Annotated in this window: 13 protein-coding genes; 7 read left to right on the plus strand and 6 right to left on the minus strand. The window is 71.4% G+C overall.

Going from position 1 to position 15,258, the window contains the following annotated elements; genetic code table 11:
* Window positions 1-88 precede the first annotated feature (88 nt).
* The gene (locus BG418_RS01590) at window positions 89-1,186 is read left to right on the plus strand and encodes a SagB/ThcOx family dehydrogenase (RefSeq protein WP_188271798.1); all 1,098 of its coding nucleotides are present in this window, start codon (window positions 89-91) and stop codon (window positions 1,184-1,186) included.
* Window positions 1,183-2,445, plus strand: a complete 1,263-nt coding sequence (locus BG418_RS01595) for an MFS transporter (protein WP_188271799.1) — start codon at window positions 1,183-1,185, stop codon at window positions 2,443-2,445. Before BG418_RS01590 ends, BG418_RS01595 begins: the two co-directional genes overlap by 4 nt.
* A gap of 47 nt (window positions 2,446-2,492) precedes the next feature.
* Here the strand turns inward: BG418_RS01595 and BG418_RS01600 are convergent, their stop codons facing one another.
* From BG418_RS01600 to BG418_RS01615, 4 genes are read right to left on the minus strand one after another with little or no spacing between them, the layout of a single operon-like run.
* Window positions 2,493-2,924 carry a hypothetical protein gene (locus BG418_RS01600; protein WP_188271800.1) on the minus strand — a complete coding sequence of 144 codons (432 nt, stop codon included), beginning with the start codon at window positions 2,922-2,924 and terminating at the stop codon, window positions 2,493-2,495.
* Window positions 2,921-4,873, minus strand: coding sequence for an FAD/NAD(P)-binding protein (locus BG418_RS01605; RefSeq protein WP_317453461.1), 1,953 nt, complete (start codon window positions 4,871-4,873; stop codon window positions 2,921-2,923). The genes BG418_RS01600 and BG418_RS01605 overlap by 4 nt, the downstream gene beginning before the upstream one ends.
* A 20-nt stretch (window positions 4,874-4,893) precedes the next feature.
* The gene (locus tag BG418_RS01610; RefSeq protein ID WP_188271802.1) at window positions 4,894-5,997 is read right to left on the minus strand and encodes a 3-dehydroquinate synthase II; all 1,104 of its coding nucleotides are present in this window, start codon (window positions 5,995-5,997) and stop codon (window positions 4,894-4,896) included.
* Complete coding sequence (locus BG418_RS01615; protein WP_223184277.1) at window positions 5,994-6,779, minus strand: 2-amino-3,7-dideoxy-D-threo-hept-6-ulosonate synthase; 786 nt, start codon at window positions 6,777-6,779, stop codon at window positions 5,994-5,996. The genes BG418_RS01610 and BG418_RS01615 overlap by 4 nt, the downstream gene beginning before the upstream one ends.
* A 493-nt stretch (window positions 6,780-7,272) precedes the next feature.
* On the opposite strand from BG418_RS01615, the gene BG418_RS01620 reads away from it, so the two are divergent.
* Entirely contained in the window at window positions 7,273-8,091 is an 819-nt protein-coding gene (locus BG418_RS01620; RefSeq protein WP_188271804.1) for an AfsR/SARP family transcriptional regulator, read from the plus strand.
* Window positions 8,092-8,198: 107 nt separating this feature from the next.
* Here BG418_RS01620 and BG418_RS01625 read toward each other — a convergent pair whose 3' ends face one another.
* Together BG418_RS01625 and BG418_RS01630 are read right to left on the minus strand one after the other, a co-directional pair.
* A complete protein-coding gene (locus BG418_RS01625; protein WP_188271805.1) occupies window positions 8,199-9,251 on the minus strand; it encodes a winged helix-turn-helix transcriptional regulator in 1,053 nt (350 codons plus the stop codon).
* Window positions 9,252-9,332: 81 nt separating this feature from the next.
* On the minus strand, window positions 9,333-9,812 hold the full coding sequence (locus BG418_RS01630; protein ID WP_188271806.1) for an Rrf2 family transcriptional regulator: 480 nt from the start codon (window positions 9,810-9,812) through the stop codon (window positions 9,333-9,335).
* A 91-nt stretch (window positions 9,813-9,903) separates the two neighbouring features.
* Between BG418_RS01630 and BG418_RS01635 the strand changes: the two genes are divergently transcribed.
* From BG418_RS01635 to BG418_RS01650, 4 genes are all read left to right on the plus strand, one after another.
* Window positions 9,904-11,181, plus strand: a complete 1,278-nt coding sequence (locus BG418_RS01635; protein WP_188271807.1) for a CynX/NimT family MFS transporter — start codon at window positions 9,904-9,906, stop codon at window positions 11,179-11,181.
* A gap of 170 nt (window positions 11,182-11,351) precedes the next feature.
* Window positions 11,352-12,569 carry an FAD-dependent monooxygenase gene (locus BG418_RS01640; RefSeq protein WP_188271808.1) on the plus strand — a complete coding sequence of 406 codons (1,218 nt, stop codon included), beginning with the start codon at window positions 11,352-11,354 and terminating at the stop codon, window positions 12,567-12,569.
* 1 nt (window position 12,570) lies between these two features.
* On the plus strand, window positions 12,571-14,220 hold the full coding sequence (locus BG418_RS01645; RefSeq protein ID WP_188271809.1) for a class I adenylate-forming enzyme family protein: 1,650 nt from the start codon (window positions 12,571-12,573) through the stop codon (window positions 14,218-14,220).
* Window positions 14,221-14,222: 2 nt separating this feature from the next.
* Window positions 14,223-15,254 (plus strand): methyltransferase, encoded by a 1,032-nt coding sequence (locus BG418_RS01650; protein ID WP_188271810.1) that lies wholly within the window; start codon window positions 14,223-14,225, stop codon window positions 15,252-15,254.
* Window positions 15,255-15,258: the final 4 nt, after the last annotated feature.

The raw sequence follows: 15,258 nt of genomic DNA on the forward strand, positions 1-15,258 counted from the left end.
TGCGGGCAGTGCATCACAGCCGGACGTCGTTTTTCGGGGCAGCGCCCCGCTGTTGCCACGGTATCGCCTAGCACGCCCGGGGAGAGTGATGAAGGTCCGTCGCTGTGAGCAGTTGGTCTGCCGCTGGCTCGTCGGCGGTCTGGAAGTGGCGATTCCCGGGCGGCGGCAGTGGATCCGGCTGACCGACGATTTACGCAGGGTGCTGGACAGAGCCGGTGAGGGCATCGAAATCGACGACCTCGCGGCCGCGTTCGGCGCCGAGAACGAAGCGGACGTACGCGACGCCGTGGCCGCGCTCACCGGGCTCGGCGTGCTCGTCGACGTGGACCGGGCGCCGGGCACGCCGCCCCTGTGGGAGCGGTGGGGCGCCCTGGCGCAGCGCATGCATCTGGAGGCGCGCGACGCCGACTATCTCGTCGACTCGCCGCAACGGGTGGAGACGGTCGACGCCATCGTCGCCGAGGGAGGTGCGCCGGGCGCGTTCAAGGAGTACCCCGACCGGCCCTCGCTGCCGCTGCCCCGCAGACCGCTCCCGCTGAACGCGCCCGTCGAGGACGTCTTCGCCCTGCGGCGCACCCACCGGCACTTCTCGGACGACCCGGTCACGCTCGACGAGCTCGCCACCCTGCTGTTCCACAGCTTCGCCCCCCACCGCTTCCTCGACGGCGGCGCGTTCGGGACCCAGCAGTGCCGGGTCAGCGCGTCGGCGGGGGCCCGGCACGAGGTCGAGGCGTACGTCGTCGCGTACAACGTCACCGGGGTGCCGCCCGGGCTTTACCACTACTCGGTGGCGCGCCACGCCTTGGAGCTGCTGGACGACGATGTCCCGCGCGAGCGAATCGCGTCGCTGACGTACCGTCAAGATGCCTCCTACGCCGGGGCGTTCACCGTGCTGACCACCGCCGTGGCCAATCGCCTCGCCTGGAAGTACCGGCATCCGCGCGCCTATCGGCTGTGGATGTACGACGCCGGGCACTATGCCCAGACCTTCGCGCTCACCGCCACCGCGCTGGGGCTCGGCCCCTTCCAGACCGTGGCGTTCGTCGACAGCGAGGTGGAACGGCTCCTCGGCGTCGACCCCGACGAGGAGTTCGCGGTGTATCTGCTCACGGCGGGCGTCCCCGAGGCGTCCGGCGGGCTGCTCCCGGCCGGCTTCGCCCTCCCGGCGCCCGGGCAACGCCGATGAAGGAAGACACCACCGCGCCCCAGGACCGCACCGACGAGGCCGGTCCCCTCGACGCGTCTAGGGGCGGCAGGCTGCGCGACCATCCGCAGTTCCTGCGGATGTGGCTGGGGCAGGCCGGCGGGGCCGTCGGCGACCAGGTGCTGCCCGTGGCGCTCAGCCTGTACGTCCTGCACCGGGGCGGCGGTGCCGGGGACGTCGGGCTCGTCCTGTCCGGCCGGGCCGTCTCGCTCGTCGTGTGTCTGCTCGCCGGGGGAGTCATCGCCGACCGGATGCGCCGCACCCGCGTGTTGATCGCCGCCGACGCCTTCCGCTCGGCGCTGCTCCTGCTCACCGCGCTGCTGCTGCCCGTACTGCCGCTCGGCCTGCTGCCGCTGGTCACCGCGCTCGTCGGGGCCGGTGAGGCGCTGTCGCGGCCCGCTTCGCGCTCGCTGCTGCCCAGGCTGCTGCCCGATGGGCTGCTGGAGCGCGGCAACGCGCTGGTGTCCGCCGCGCAGCGGGGTTCGGCCGTGCTCGGCGCGCTGGTCGGGGTGGCGGCGGTGAGTCTGATCGGTGTCCGGGCGGCGCTGTCGGTGACCAGCGTGATGTTCGCGCTCGCGGTGCTCGCCGTGCTGCGGGTCCCGGACACCAGGCCCTCGGCCGACTCCCGCGCGCCCGTGCTCGGCGAGGCCGCCGCCGGGATCCGCGCGATCCGTCGGCGCCCGTGGGTGATGGCGGTGATGGGCACGGTGTGTCTGCATCTGTTTGCGGGTTCGGCGACCGCACTCACGCTGCTGCCCGTGGTGGCGCGCCGCGACTTCGGCGGTGACGTCGCCTACGGGGTGGTGCTGGCCGCGATGAGTGTGGGCGGGCTGCCCGCGATCGCGCTGGCCGGACGGTGGCGGCCGACAGCGCGTGGCGCAGTGAGCATGGTGGCGCTGACGGGGTACGCCCTGGTGCCGCTCAGCCTGGCGGGGCCGTTCCCGCTGCCCGCCGTGGTGTGCTGCTTCGCGGTCGGCGGATTCGTCATCGAGCTCTACTTCATCTACTGGGTCTCGGCACTGCAACGCGCCTTCCCCGACGAGCTGTTGGGGAAGGTCTTCGCCTTGGACCAGCTCAGTGCCTATGCCCTGCTGCCCCTCGGCTACGCGCTGGTCGGGCCGCTGGTCGCGGCCGTCGGCGCGCGCGCCACCCTCCTCGGCGGCGGGGCCGTCGTCGCGGCGTCGAGCCTGCTGTGCCTAGCGGTGCCCGGCGTCGCCCGCCTCGCGGACGTGCCCAAGTGAGACGGGCGGGCTGACGGATTGAGGCCGGTGGGCATCGCCCGTACCGCTCACACCGCCGCCGCCAGATACCGCAGCGACACCGGCGCCCGCCGGACGACGGTCCTCGTCCGGGCCGCCAGGATCTCGCGCAGCAACTCCTCGCGCTGGTGCACGGAGCCCGGCCGCCCGGTGAGCACCCGGCGCCACGAACTGCTCCGGATCGGCGAACGGCCGTCCGGAGTGCGGTACTCGGCATGGCACTCCAGCAGGATCGTCCCCTTGGCGTCGGACGGCAGCCGGGACACCTCGATGCGTACCGATGTCTCGGGGAAGTCCGCGCGGACGGTGTCCAGGCGGCACGAGACATGGTGGGCGTCGGCAAGCCGAGGGTCCCCGATGATGAGGACGAAGCGGAGCGCGAGCCCCTCGGGCCGGGGCCTCGTGCGCCTGGGCTGCCCGCTGTCCGTACGGGAGGAGGTGACGTGGAGAGGGCGCGTCATGCCGTCACCTCGCTGAGCCGGCCGGCCGACGAGTGCACCGGTGCGAGTGAGAGGACCGCTCGGGCCACCGCGTCGGCGTCCCCGAGCAGCATCGAGTCGACCCCGGGGCGGGCCCCGGTGGCCGTCACCCAGTGCACGGACTCCGTCGGGACGCCGAAGGCGAAACGCCGCTGGTGCGCGCGGCCTTGGGCGTCGACCACGTGGTACGGCCTGCGGGTGACCTCCAGGCCGCCGGTCTCGTACGTACGACCGCAGGCGGCCGGTATGCGGAAGGGGCGGCACTGTCCGGTGTCCAGCATGCGGCGCAGCAACGGGTCGGCCGTCTCGCGTAGATCGGGCGCGGGCAGCCGGGCCTCGATCAGTGCCGACGCCCGATAGCGCGCGCCCGGCACGGCGGGCGATTCCACGACGAAGGACGGGTCGTCCCGGTCGACGCGGACCTGGATGCCCGGCCCCACCACCGTCAGGACCCCGGTCTCGATCAGCGCGGTCATCTCCTCGATACGGGAGACGGGCGGGCCGATCGACAAGAACGCGTTGAGCCGCGTGTACCAGCCGTCGAGTTCGTCCCGGTGCGAGTCGCCGTCCAGGCCCGCGTGGTCGACCACGAGCCTGATCTCGTTGCGCAGATCGCGCAGTACGTCGAGGGCGGCCTTGTGCGGGTCCGAGAGATTGCCGCCCCTGGCCCGCCGGACGTCGTCGCCCAGATACGCGAGCAGCCAGTCACGGAAGTCGTCCGGGCCGGTGAACGACCTCTTCCTGTATGGGAGTTCCGTGCGCTCCCAGTCCCATCGGTTGTCGTCCGCGACGCCGAAACGGCGTACGAGAGCGGCGCGGGCATCCTCGTCGGAGGCCGACGCGTACGCCTCGGCCAGCCGGGCGCCGTCCGCCGCGCGCCCCTGCTTGGTGAGCAGGCAGTGGTAGTAGACGGCTTCCACCTCGGCCGCGATCAGCGGCCACAACGACGTGGAGAAGTAGGGTCGTTCCCCGTCGTCGCGGCACTGCCTCAGCTTCTCCACGGTCTGCGGGGTCAGCAGCCGTGGTGTGTGGCGGCCGTGGGCGCCCTTCTCGTTCTCGCCGCGCGCCTGGTAGGGAAGTCCACGTCGGGAACCGGCGAGGAGACGGGGTTCGCGTCCGGACGGCAGATAGCGCAGTCGGCCGGGCCGGTGCGGATCGGGCTCGAACCGGCCGCCGCGCCCGCCGGTGAACAGCGCCATGTGGTCGAAGAAGCTGAGGCCGAGGCCGCGCAGCACCACCGACTCGCCTGAGCCGATGGGGGAGAGGTCCAGGTCGGCGGGGTTGGCCGGGGCCAGATACGTAAGGCCCAACGCCCTGGCCCTGCGCGCCAGGTCGGTGGTCGCCCGGGAGGGCACATGGCCGAGGGTGAGCACCACGGCGTCGAGCCCCGTCAGCACGGTGCCGTTGCTGAGCCGCAGGGTCTGCGCGCCGCTGTGGTCGTCGAGGGCGACCGCCGTCGAGCGGTGCACGACGACGGTGACATGCCTGGGTGCGCTGGTCACGATCGTACGGAAGCAGTCTTCGAGGTAGCGGCCGTAGAAGGCCCGCGTCGGGTAGTCGTCGCCACCCAGCCGATGTGCCTCGGCCAGGGTGGCGTCGGCGTAGCCGCCGAGGAGTTCCTGGAGTCTGCTCAGATCCCTCAGACCCCGCGCCCAGTCGTGGAGGCTCGGGCCGGTCTCGACCGGCCCGGCCATCTCCACTGAGGCGTCGGTGTAGACGGTGGCCTGGGACGCGACGGTGTTCATCAGCAGCTCGCGCGGCTGGTCGGTGCGCCATACGCGTCCGGCGCCGGGCCGTTCCGGGTCGACGAGATGGATCGTGACCGCCGTGTGGGAGGCGGCCGCGCGCTCGTTGGCGCAGAGTCGTTCCAGCACCGACAGGCCGCGCGGTCCGGCACCGACGACGCAGACGGTGAGCTCTGTGCTGCTCACGGAGCCTCCCCGGGCGGGCATCACTGTTCGAGGCAGAACTCGGCGATCGGGTAGCCGACATGGCGGTCCTCGCTCGGCAGGAACCCGAGCACCTTGTCGCCGGGCTTGAGCTCGGTGCTGTTGAGCACGGTGCCGCCGGGGCCGAGCACCCGTACGTGCCAGTCGTCCTGGAGGATCAGGTTGGCGGTGCGGCCGTCGGGTCCCACCGCGTCCACGGACAGCAGCGGACGCGACTCGATCTTCACGCGGCCCACGGTGACCAGCCGGGTCTTGCCGTGGATGTCCACGGCGGTGACCTTGCTGCCCGCCTTGAGCTCGCTGAGGTAGCTGGTGCGCGCGTCCTTGGCGAGGGTGTACGAGTGGATGGCGCCCGCGTTGACCCGGAACGGCCGGGTGGGCATGTACGGCAGTGGATGGGTCTCGCTGACGCACAGGATCATGCCCTTGGAGTGCGAACCGACCAGGATGCCCTCGTCCTTGCGGAAGTACGTGGCGGTGTCCACGCACGCCCGCTCGCCCATGCCGACATGGGCGGTGGCGGTGATCTCCAGCTCGACCAGTTCCAGGTCGGGCACGCCCGCCTCGGCCGCCTGCTTGAGCGCCGAGGCGTCACCGACCCGTACGGGAGCCATCAGGACACCGTCCGAGCCGAGTTCGAGGACACCGAAGATGATCTCGGCCTCCTCGACGTCCTGGGCGACGGTGATGAGACTGCCCTTGGCACTGGCGGCCGCGGCGATCACGATCTCCAGGGGGATCTTCGTGGGGTCGCGGAAGAGCAGCACGCTCCACTGGTCGGTGCGGCCGGAGCGGCAGGCGTCCTCCAGGGTCTCGGCGTCCACGATCTCCACGAACCGGCCGAACTCGATGTCCGGGTGCAGCGCGGCGAGTTCGGCGGGGTCGCCGTGTTTCGCCGGGTCGACGACGACCACGTCGGCGGCGCCGAAGTCCTCGGGCAGCGGTTGGCCTTGCGGGAAGAGGATCTTCTTCACGGTCGCCGGCAGATTCTCCAGGTCCGCGGTGTTCGCGGCGAGGATGCCGTCCACGCGCGCGTGGATCGCCTCCTCGATCACCGCCTGCCTGGCGGAGCCGACCGTGCGGATGTCGATCCAGCTGAGCTTCACAGCACACCTGCCAATCGCGTGGGGGAGAGGGTGAGTTCGTCGGTGCGGGAGCCGTGGACGATGTCCGCGAGTTCCCGTACGACCTGCCGTGGGGTGGGCGAGGTGAAGATCCGTCGCCCCACCGCAAGACCTTGGCAGCCGGACGCCAGGGCCGTGCGGGCGAAGTCGGGCAGGCTCTGGCGGCTGTCGGCGCCGCCCGCGACCAGGACCGGCACCGGGCAGCTGGCCACGACTTCGGCCATGCGCTCGGAAGGGCTGGCGACGACGGTCTTGACCAGGTCGGCACCGAGGTCGGCGGCCACGTTGACCACGTGGGCGACCAGTTCGGGCGAGGGGAGGCCGGTCATGCGCGGGCCCCGTGGATAGATCATCGCGAGCAGCGGCATGCCCCATCGGTCGCAGGCGGCCGCCACCGTGCCCAGATCGGCGAGTTGGGCGGCCTCGGTGTCGGAGCCGATGTTGACGTGGACGCTGACCGCGTCGGCGCCGAGGCGCACGGCCTCCTCCACATCGGCGACCAGGACCTTGGCGTCGGTGTCGCCGGCATGCACGGTGCTGGCGCTGAGGTGGACGATCAGCGAGCAGGTCGACAGGAGTTGGGGGTCGATCAGCCGCGCCCGGCCCTTGTGGACGACGATGCCGTCCGCGCCGCCCGCCACGAGATCGTGGACGAGATCGTGGAATCCGGCGGCCGTGGTGATCGGCCCGTCGGACACGGAGTGGTCGAGAGGAATGAGGAGAAAACGGCCGTCTCCATGACCGGAGAGTCGGGCCAGACGCAATGCGGTACCGGGTCGGGCGGTTCTCACCACGGGCTGCTCCTCGAACGGTTACTCGATGTCGGTTTGAGAAGATCCACAGGAAACCGGGCGGACAAACTTATTCCGTCCCCGCGTCGTTCCCGGTGTCGTTCCCCACGTCGTTTACGGAGTGCCAGCAGCGTGGCAAAGGCCGTTCGAGAAACTGTCGGTAAGACGTCGAAGCCCAGTTCAGTGCAGGTGTGCGCAGATATGCGCGAATGGTCCACGTTGGCCGGTTGTGCAAGTGGGGAATCTCCTCACTTGCACAAGACGGGCGGTCTCCATGGGCGGGAAGACTTTCCTTTTCCCGTACTGCGGGCCCGGCAGGAGTCTGTTTAATCGTGCCGAACTCTGTGTATCTTCAGGCCACCGTGATAGTCCAACCACGAGTTGCCGATACCTGGCGACCGGACTGCGCAATGGGGGAATTGTGTACCTTTCCGTGTATCCAGCAGACGGTCGACTCGACCGCCGCATGACGCCCGAGTCCCTACCCGACGAGAGTGGCCCGGACCGCATCGACTGCGGTGTCCTGGGCCCCCTGCGTATCGGCACCGGCCCGCGTGCCGAGGCGGTGACGGTCCCGCCGAAGATCCGTACCGTGCTCGCCATGCTGGTCGTGCACACCGACCAGGTGGTCCCGGTGTCGGCCCTGATGCGCGAACTGTGGCAGGAGCGACCACCCGTCAGCGGCTTACGCACACTCCAGACGTACGTCCTGAACTGCCGCAAGCTGCTCTCCCGCCTCACCGGTCTGCCCGCGCCCGCCATCACCCAGGACGTCCTGGTGACCAGAGCGGGCGGGTACGGCCTCAACGGCGCTCATGTGCGCCTGGACTGGCTGGAGTTCCAGCGGCTGGCGGAGCGCGGTGTGCGGGTCCTGGCCACGGGCGACGAGCCCGGCGGCATCGAACTGCTCGACGAGGCCCTCGGGCTGTGGCACGGCAACGCCCTCGCGGACGTACCGGCGGGCCCGGTCCTGGAGTCCAGGCGCCGGTTGTACGAGGAGTCCCGGCTCGGGGTCATCGGATCGCTCGCGGAGGCGCGGATCCGGGCGGGCCTGCACCAGGAGGCGATCACCCAACTCGCCGCCGCCACCAGTGAGTACGCCCTGCACGAGGGGCTGCACGCGCACTACATCCGGGCGCTCGCGCTCGGCGGCCGTCGCGCCGAGGCGCTGGGGGTCTTCCAGAGTCTGCGCGCGCGGCTGATCAGCGAGATCGGGATCGAGCCCGGCCATCCGCTCCAGCAGCTCCAGCTCACGGTGCTGAACTCGGGCTCGCTCGGTATGTGAACACCCCGTCGTCCCGGACCCGGTGGACGTCCGCCCGGGCGCGGGACACGCACCGGCCGGGCCACTGTCGGCGGTGGTCCGGCCGAAGCGCCACGGCCCCCGGGACATCACCACACCGTGTGGGCCCGGCGGTCGAGGGAGATGAAACCTTCCGGCGTCGAGGCCGTGTCCCGGAGCCGGGCCGCCAGGTCCTGCCACACCTCGGCGCAGGCGGTGGCCATCGCGGCGACCGCGTCGGCGCAGTGAGGCGGCACCGAGTCGGCCACCCGGTCCCACTGCTGGGCGTCCGCCATATGGATCTCCAGCATGCGCAGCAGCAGTCGGCCCGTCTCCGTCAGCCGCAGCGACGGGTCCCGGCACAGACTCCGGAACAGCGCCTCGCGGACCTCGGCCGACATCCGCAGCTGCGGACCCTGGTGGTCGGGGCAGGCAGTCGAAGGGCGTGCGGGCGCCGCCTGTTGGCCCGTACCCGCGGAGCCCACCTGGCGGCGCTTGGCGGGTACCGGGTCCTCCCCGCGTTTGAGACGTTCGCGCACATCGCGCACGGTGCCCGGGGAGATGCCCGCCTTCTGGGCGATCTCGCGCAGCGAGGCGCCGGGGTTCTCGGTGATGAGCCGGCCCGCGAGGCGGCGTCCCTCGGTGCTGCTGAGGGGGCGGACCCGGCCGTCCTTGCCGATCCTGGTGGACAGGCGCGCGGAGTCCGAGCTCATTCTGCGGCGCTGCGCGCCGACCGTCTTGGCCGACAGCCCGGTGACCGACGCGATGGCCCGGTCCGACCAGTTGTGGTGGGTACGGATGATACGGGCGGCCGCCGCCGTGCGGTCGGCGGGCGAGAGCGGCAGCCCATGCATGATGTTGGCCTCGACGGCGAGGATGAACGCGTCCTGCGGCGGACCGTCGTAGAACCTCGCCTGGATGGTGAGTCTGCCCCGTAACCGCGCGGCCTGCAGCCGGTGCATACCGTCGATGACCCGCATGGTGGGGCGGTGCACGACGATCGGTGGAAGCGGGTCCTCCGACTCGGCGAGCAGCCGGGTGTGTTCGCCGTTCTCGCCAAGTCGGCGAGGTGAGTCGGCCCGCAGCAGTCGGCTGATGGGCACCGTTTCCACGGCGGACAGGGCGGGTCCGGGCAGCGGGATGCGGCCGTCGGCGAAGCTCATGTTCCGTGCACCTCATGGAGTCGGGCTGCCGGGGCAGTCGGCGGGTGGGGCAGGGAGCGGGAGGCGTGCCTGGCGGTCGGGCTACTCGGAGCCGACCAGCCACTTCCGTACGTCCCGCTTGGCGGTTCCCGAGCTGTCGGCGTCGATCGTGTCGGCGAGTTCGGCGATGGTGATCTCTTTGAGGGCCGTACGCCACGCCTTGTCGGCGCTCTGCATGGCGCGGTTCACCGCACACGGCTTGGCGCACTCCTCGGCGGGCAGCGCCAGGGGGCCCTTGCGGCGGATCTCCGTGCAGCGGAAGGCAGGTTCACGTCCGTCGACGGCCTGGACGACGTCGAGGACGGTGATGTCCTCGGCGGGCCGCGTGAACGAGTAGCCGCCGGTCGGCCCGGGTGTGGAGCGCAGGATGCCGGCCTGGGAGAGGGCCTGGAGGTGTTTGGCGAGGTAGCCCGGCGGGACGCCGTGCAGCTCGGCGAGGCGGGCGGCGGGTACCGGGGCGCGGCTCTGGCCGAGGGAGACACAGCAGTGCAGGGCCCACTCGACGCCGTTGGAGAGCTTCATGACGCCAGGATAGCTATTCCGGTTATTAAGTGTCCGCGATTCTGCTATAAACACGGATACTAAGTGTCCGAGATTGCGGAAGGTGCAGGTCATGAGTGAGACAGAAGACCGGTTACAGACAGCGCCGAGCACCGGTGCCACCAACTCCGGGCCCCGCGCGGCCCCTTCGGCGGCCCAGGGGCGTACCGCTCTCGGCTTCGCCGCCGTCGCCCTGTTCGTGGCGGCGGCCAACCTGCGGCCCGCGATCGCGGCGGTGTCACCGCTGGTGGACCGGATCCGCGACGATCTGGGGCTGTCGGCGACCGGGGCGGCGCTGCTGACCACTATCCCGACGCTCGCGATGGGGCTGTGCGCGCCGCTGGCCGCGTCGGTCGGCCGAAAATGGGGGCTCTACCGGGGCGTCCTGATCGGGCTGTTCGTGGTCGGAGTCGCCACCGCCGCGCGCGGCCTCGGCCAGTCCACCTGGCTCCAGCTGTCCTGCGCGGCCGTGGTGGGCGGCGGAATCGCCGTCGCCCAGACCCTGTTGCCCGCCATCGTCAAAACGCGCTTCGCCGACCGGGCGGGCCTGGTCACCGGCATCTACACCGCGGGCCTCGGCCTCGGCGGCGCGGTGGCCGCCGGGGTCAGCGCCCCCCTCGCCGACGCCTTCGACTCCTGGCCCGGCGCACTCGCCTCCTGGGCCGTGCTCGCGGTCGCGGGCATCGTGCTGTGGTCGGCCGCCAAGAAGTCGCTCGGCCTGGAGCACATCGACGGCCCCAAGGGCCCGGCCACCTCGGGCCTGCCCTGGCGCTCCGCGCTCGCCTGGCGGATCACCGCCCTGTCGGCCGGCAACTCCGCCCTCTACTACTGCGAACTGGCCTGGATCGCCCCGCTGTTGCACGACGACGGCGGACTCACCGAGTCCAAGGCCGGATTCATGCTGACGGTGATGATCTCCATCCAGGTCGTGGCGATGCTCGGCGTCCCGGCCCTGCTCGGCGAGCGCGCCGACAAACGCCTGGGGCTCGCCGTCACGACCACACTGACCGCCGTGGGCTTCGTGGGCTTCGGCTTCAGCCCCGGCACCGGCACCTGGCTATGGGTCCTCGCCATGGGCATCGGACACGGCGGTCTGTTCACCCTGGTGCTCACCCTGCCCGTGGCGGCCAGCCGCGACATCGCCCAGGCGGGCCGCTTCAGCGCCATGGCCTTCTTCGTCGGATACGCGTGCGCGGCCGTCGGCCCCGTCGTCGTCGGCGGTCTGCGCGACGCCACCGGTGACTACCGGCTCGCCTTCGCCCTGCTGTCCGCCGTCACGGCACTGATGCTGGTGCCCATCGCCCGGCTCTCCCCGCACCACATCGAGAAGGCCCAGCGCGCGGGCGACTGACCCGCCCCGTACCACCTGACGAGGACCCTGCCCACGGGCGGGGTCCTCGTGCCATGTCCCGCCCCCACCCACGGAGTTGAGCGATTCTGCGGCTCGCTCTCGACAGCCCTCGGCGACCCTGGTGGCGGCAGCAACGCCGTACCGCGCCGATCCGATTCGAGAGGACGCGCATGGCCCACCGCAAGGCTCGTATCGCCATCGTGGGAGGAGGCATCGCCGGCCTGGTCACCGCCACCCTCCTGCACCGCACCGGTATCGACGTCCGGCTCTTCGAGCAGTCCCCGGCCTTCGGCGCGGTCGGCGCCGGCATCCAGCTCTCGCCCAACGGCGTCCGCGTCCTGCACCGCGTCGGCCTCGCGGACGCGCTCACCGCCACCGCCGTCCCGGCCCGCTCCATCGAGACCCGGCGCTGGGACGACGCGACCCCGATCGCGCGAGTGCCGCACGGCACCGCCTGCGGCGAACGGTTCGGCGCCCCCTACTACTTGATGCACCGCGCGGACCTCCAGCGCTCCCTGCTCTCCGTGGTGCCGCAGGACATCGTCGAACTCGGCAAGGGCTGCACCCGGGTCGTCGAACGTCCCGACGGCGTCGAACTCCACCTCACCGACGGCTCCGTGGCCCGCGCCGATCTCGTCGTCGGGGCCGACGGGGTGCACTCCGCCGTGCGCAAGGCCATCGTCGACGACCGGCCGCGCTTCTCGGGGTACGCGGTGCACCGGGGCCTTGTCCCGGCCGGGCTGGTGCCCTCCTTCCGGGACGACCCCCGGGTCCTGTTCTGGTTGGGACCCCGGCGGCACGTCACGTACTACCCCATCGAGGCGGGCGACACCGTGCACTTCAGCGCCGTCGGTGCCACCGACCGCCCGCCCGCTCCCGCCTCCACCGGAGGCGCCGTCGAAGACCTCGACGCGGCCTTCACCGGCTGGCACGACCAGGTACGGGAGGTCATCACGGCCGCCCGCTCGGTCACCCGCTGGGACCTGTACGACCGTGACATACCGCCCCGGTACGCCACCGACCGCATCGTCCTGCTCGGCGACGCCGCGCACCCGACGCTGCCGTATCTGTCGCAGGGCGCCAACCAGGCACTGGAGGACGCCGCCGTCCTCGCCCGGTGCCTGCTGGAGTGCGACCCGGGCAACTGGGCGCGGGCCCTGCGCCGTTACGAGACGCTGCGCCTGCCCCGCACCGCCGAGGTCCACCGGCGGGCCAGGGCCCTGGGCACCGCCTTCCACCTGCCGGACGGTCCCGACCAGGCGGCCCGCGACCGCGCGATGGGCGCCGACCAGAGCCTGGCCCACCTGGACTGGCTGTACGGATACGACGCCGCGGCCCCTGACCCGTCGTCGCCGTCCCCCGCCCCGAGCCTCACCCAGAGGTTCTGACATGAGGAGAACCAACACCGTGCACGCCCTGCTGCGCCGGGTCACCCGGGGGAACGGCTTCTACATAGGCGAGCTCTTCCACGCCGCCGCGCGTCGCAACCCCACGACGCCCATCACGCTCGACCGTCCGCTCCAGTGGGCCCCCGACCGCGGCCTCGACTTCACCGTCGGCCAACTCGCGGACCAGATCGATGACTTGGCGGCACGGCTGTGGGCCGCCGGAGTCAGGCCCGCCGACCGGGTCGCGCTCTACAAGACCGACAACTTCGACATCGCGCTGCTGGCCTGCGCGACCGCGCGCATCGGCGCGGTGCCCGCACTCCTCTCACCGGCCCTCGACGGGAGCGTGGTCCGCGAACTGCTCGCCCGGCTGGACCGGCCGTGGCTGCTCACCGACGGGGACACGCTCGGCGGGAAGTTGAGTGGTTCGCCGCTGACGGACGTCGTACACAAAACCCTCCTGTCGGCCGGAGAGGCACCCGAACAGAGCGACGGCACCCTGTCGTTGGCCGACTACGCGGGCGCGCGCCGCCGCGATCCCGTCTTCCTCCACCCCCACCAGCCGTCCCTGATCACCCACAGCTCGGGCACGACCGGCATACCGAAACTGGCCGTGCACTGCCCCGAGACGGGCTGGCACCGGCTGGTCCCGCAGAAGATCGTGGCCTGGCCGATCCGGGAGCGCGAGACCGCCGCGCTGTGCATGACGTTCGTCCACTCCCGCTTCTACCAGGGCCTCGCCATGTTCCTCGGCCACGGCAACCCGATGGTGATCGCCGTCGATCCCGACCCCGCGCACATCGGTCCGCTGTTCACCCGGACCCGGCCCGGATACATCGAGACCCACCCCAACACGTATGTCGACTGGGAGGAGTTGGCCGAGGCCCCGGGCGCGCCGCTGTCCAGCGTCCGTGTCTTCGGCGCCACCTTCGACGCCATGCACCCGCGCACCATCCAGCGCATGCTCGGAGCCTCGCGCCGCAACCGTCCGCTGTTCGTCCAGTTCTACGGGCAGTCGGAGATCGGGCCGATGGCCGGACGCTGGTACACCAGGCGCAGTGCCCACAAGGCGGACGGTCGGTGTGTCGGGCTGCCGCTGCCGGGCTTCATCTCCCTGCGGGTCGTCGACGACGCGGGCAAGCGGGTGGCGAGCGGACGCACCGGTCACCTCGAAGTACGCAGCCGCACCCGCATCCTCACCTACCTCGGCGAGGACGACCGCTACAAGAGCCAACTCCACGACGGCTGGTGGCGCGTCGGCGACATGGGCCACGTCGACCGCTGGGGGCTGCTGCACCTCATGGACCGCGAGGTCGACCGGATCGAGACCATGGACAGCAATCTCGCCGCCGAGGACCTGCTGATGAGCCGTCTTGAGGAGCTGCGCGAGATCGTGATCGTGGCGGGCCCCGACGGTGAACCCGTGCCCGTGGTCGCCACCCGGGGCGAGCGGCCCCTCGACCCGGGCCGATGGCGGCGGGCGACCTGGGACCTGCCCGCGATGGCCCCGTTCCGGCAGTTCCCCTTCGACGAGCTGCCGCGCACCTCCACCCGCAAGATCCAGCGCCCCGAACTCGCCCGGATCGTCAGGGAAACCCCACCCCCACCCATCGCGGCCGGACAGGGCCCGAGCAGCGAGGCGGGAGCATGACGATGGAGCACTCCGAAAGCTTCGAGGACCGCCACCTCGCGGGTCGTCGGCTCATCGAGCTGATGACCGGCTTCTGGAAGACCCAGGCCATCTACATCGCCACCGAGCTCGGCATCATTGACAAGATCGCGGCGACCGGCCGGGCCACGGGCGGCGAGCTCGCCCTGGAGACCGCGACCGATCCGGACGCGCTGAACCGGCTCCTGCTGTTCCTGGCCCGCCTGGACGTCGTCGTCGGCGACGAGCAGGAAGGTTACGCACTCACCCCGGTCGGTGAGCTGCTGCGCACCGACATCCGCGACTCGATGCGCGACCACGTCCGTATCTACGGCTCGCACTTCTACCCGGCGTGGGGCGCGCTGCCGCACGCCCTGCGCACCGGCCGGTCGGCGTTCTCGCAGGTGTTCGGCAGCGAACTGTTCCCCTACCTCCAGCAACACCCCGAGACCTCACTGACGTACGAACGCGCCATGGTCGCGGGCACCCCGTTCTTCGCCGAGGTCGGCCGCGCCTTCGACTTCTCCACGGCGCGCCGGATCGTGGACGTCGCGGGCGGCCACGGGGCGCTGCTGCACGAGGTCCTGACCCACAACCCGGGCCCGCGCGCGGTGCTGTTCGACGCGCCCCACGTCATCGAGGAGTCCGCGGCCCATCCGATCGCCACCCGCCACGCCGACCGGTGCGAACGCGTCCCCGGCAACTTCTTCGAAGCCGTACCGAGGGGCGGGGACGTCTATCTGCTCTCCCGCATCCTGCACTGCTTCGACGACGAGGCGTGCCGTCAGATCCTCACCAACTGCCGACAGGCCATGAGCCCGGACGCCCGTCTCGTCATCGTGGAGCGCATCCTCGGCAAGGACGCCGGTTCGTCGCTCGCCGAGGGGTACAACATGCACATGCTGGTGGTGCTCGGAGGCGGTCGCGAGCGGGACGAGACCCAGTACCGCACGCTGCTCGACAAGGCGGGTTTCAGGGTGGCGGACATCCATCCGCTGCCCCTGGAAACCCACCTCATCGTCGCCGCACCCCAATAGCCCC

The sequence above is a fragment of the Streptomyces sp. CBMA152 genome, from assembly GCF_014596475.1.
Taxonomy (GTDB): domain Bacteria; phylum Actinomycetota; class Actinomycetes; order Streptomycetales; family Streptomycetaceae; genus Streptomyces.

Coding starts and splice junctions, on each gene's coding strand:
- BG418_RS01590 (WP_188271798.1), top strand. CDS start 89: ATGAAGGTCCGTCGCTGTGAGCAGTTGGTCTGCCGCTGGCTCGTCGGC.
- BG418_RS01595 (WP_188271799.1), top strand. CDS start 1,183: ATGAAGGAAGACACCACCGCGCCCCAGGACCGCACCGACGAGGCCGGT.
- BG418_RS01600 (WP_188271800.1), bottom strand. CDS start 2,924: ATGACGCGCCCTCTCCACGTCACCTCCTCCCGTACGGACAGCGGGCAG.
- BG418_RS01620 (WP_188271804.1), top strand. CDS start 7,273: ATGACGCCCGAGTCCCTACCCGACGAGAGTGGCCCGGACCGCATCGAC.
- BG418_RS01625 (WP_188271805.1), bottom strand. CDS start 9,251: ATGAGCTTCGCCGACGGCCGCATCCCGCTGCCCGGACCCGCCCTGTCC.
- BG418_RS01630 (WP_188271806.1), bottom strand. CDS start 9,812: ATGAAGCTCTCCAACGGCGTCGAGTGGGCCCTGCACTGCTGTGTCTCC.
- BG418_RS01635 (WP_188271807.1), top strand. CDS start 9,904: ATGAGTGAGACAGAAGACCGGTTACAGACAGCGCCGAGCACCGGTGCC.
- BG418_RS01640 (WP_188271808.1), top strand. CDS start 11,352: ATGGCCCACCGCAAGGCTCGTATCGCCATCGTGGGAGGAGGCATCGCC.
- BG418_RS01645 (WP_188271809.1), top strand. CDS start 12,571: ATGAGGAGAACCAACACCGTGCACGCCCTGCTGCGCCGGGTCACCCGG.
- BG418_RS01650 (WP_188271810.1), top strand. CDS start 14,223: ATGGAGCACTCCGAAAGCTTCGAGGACCGCCACCTCGCGGGTCGTCGG.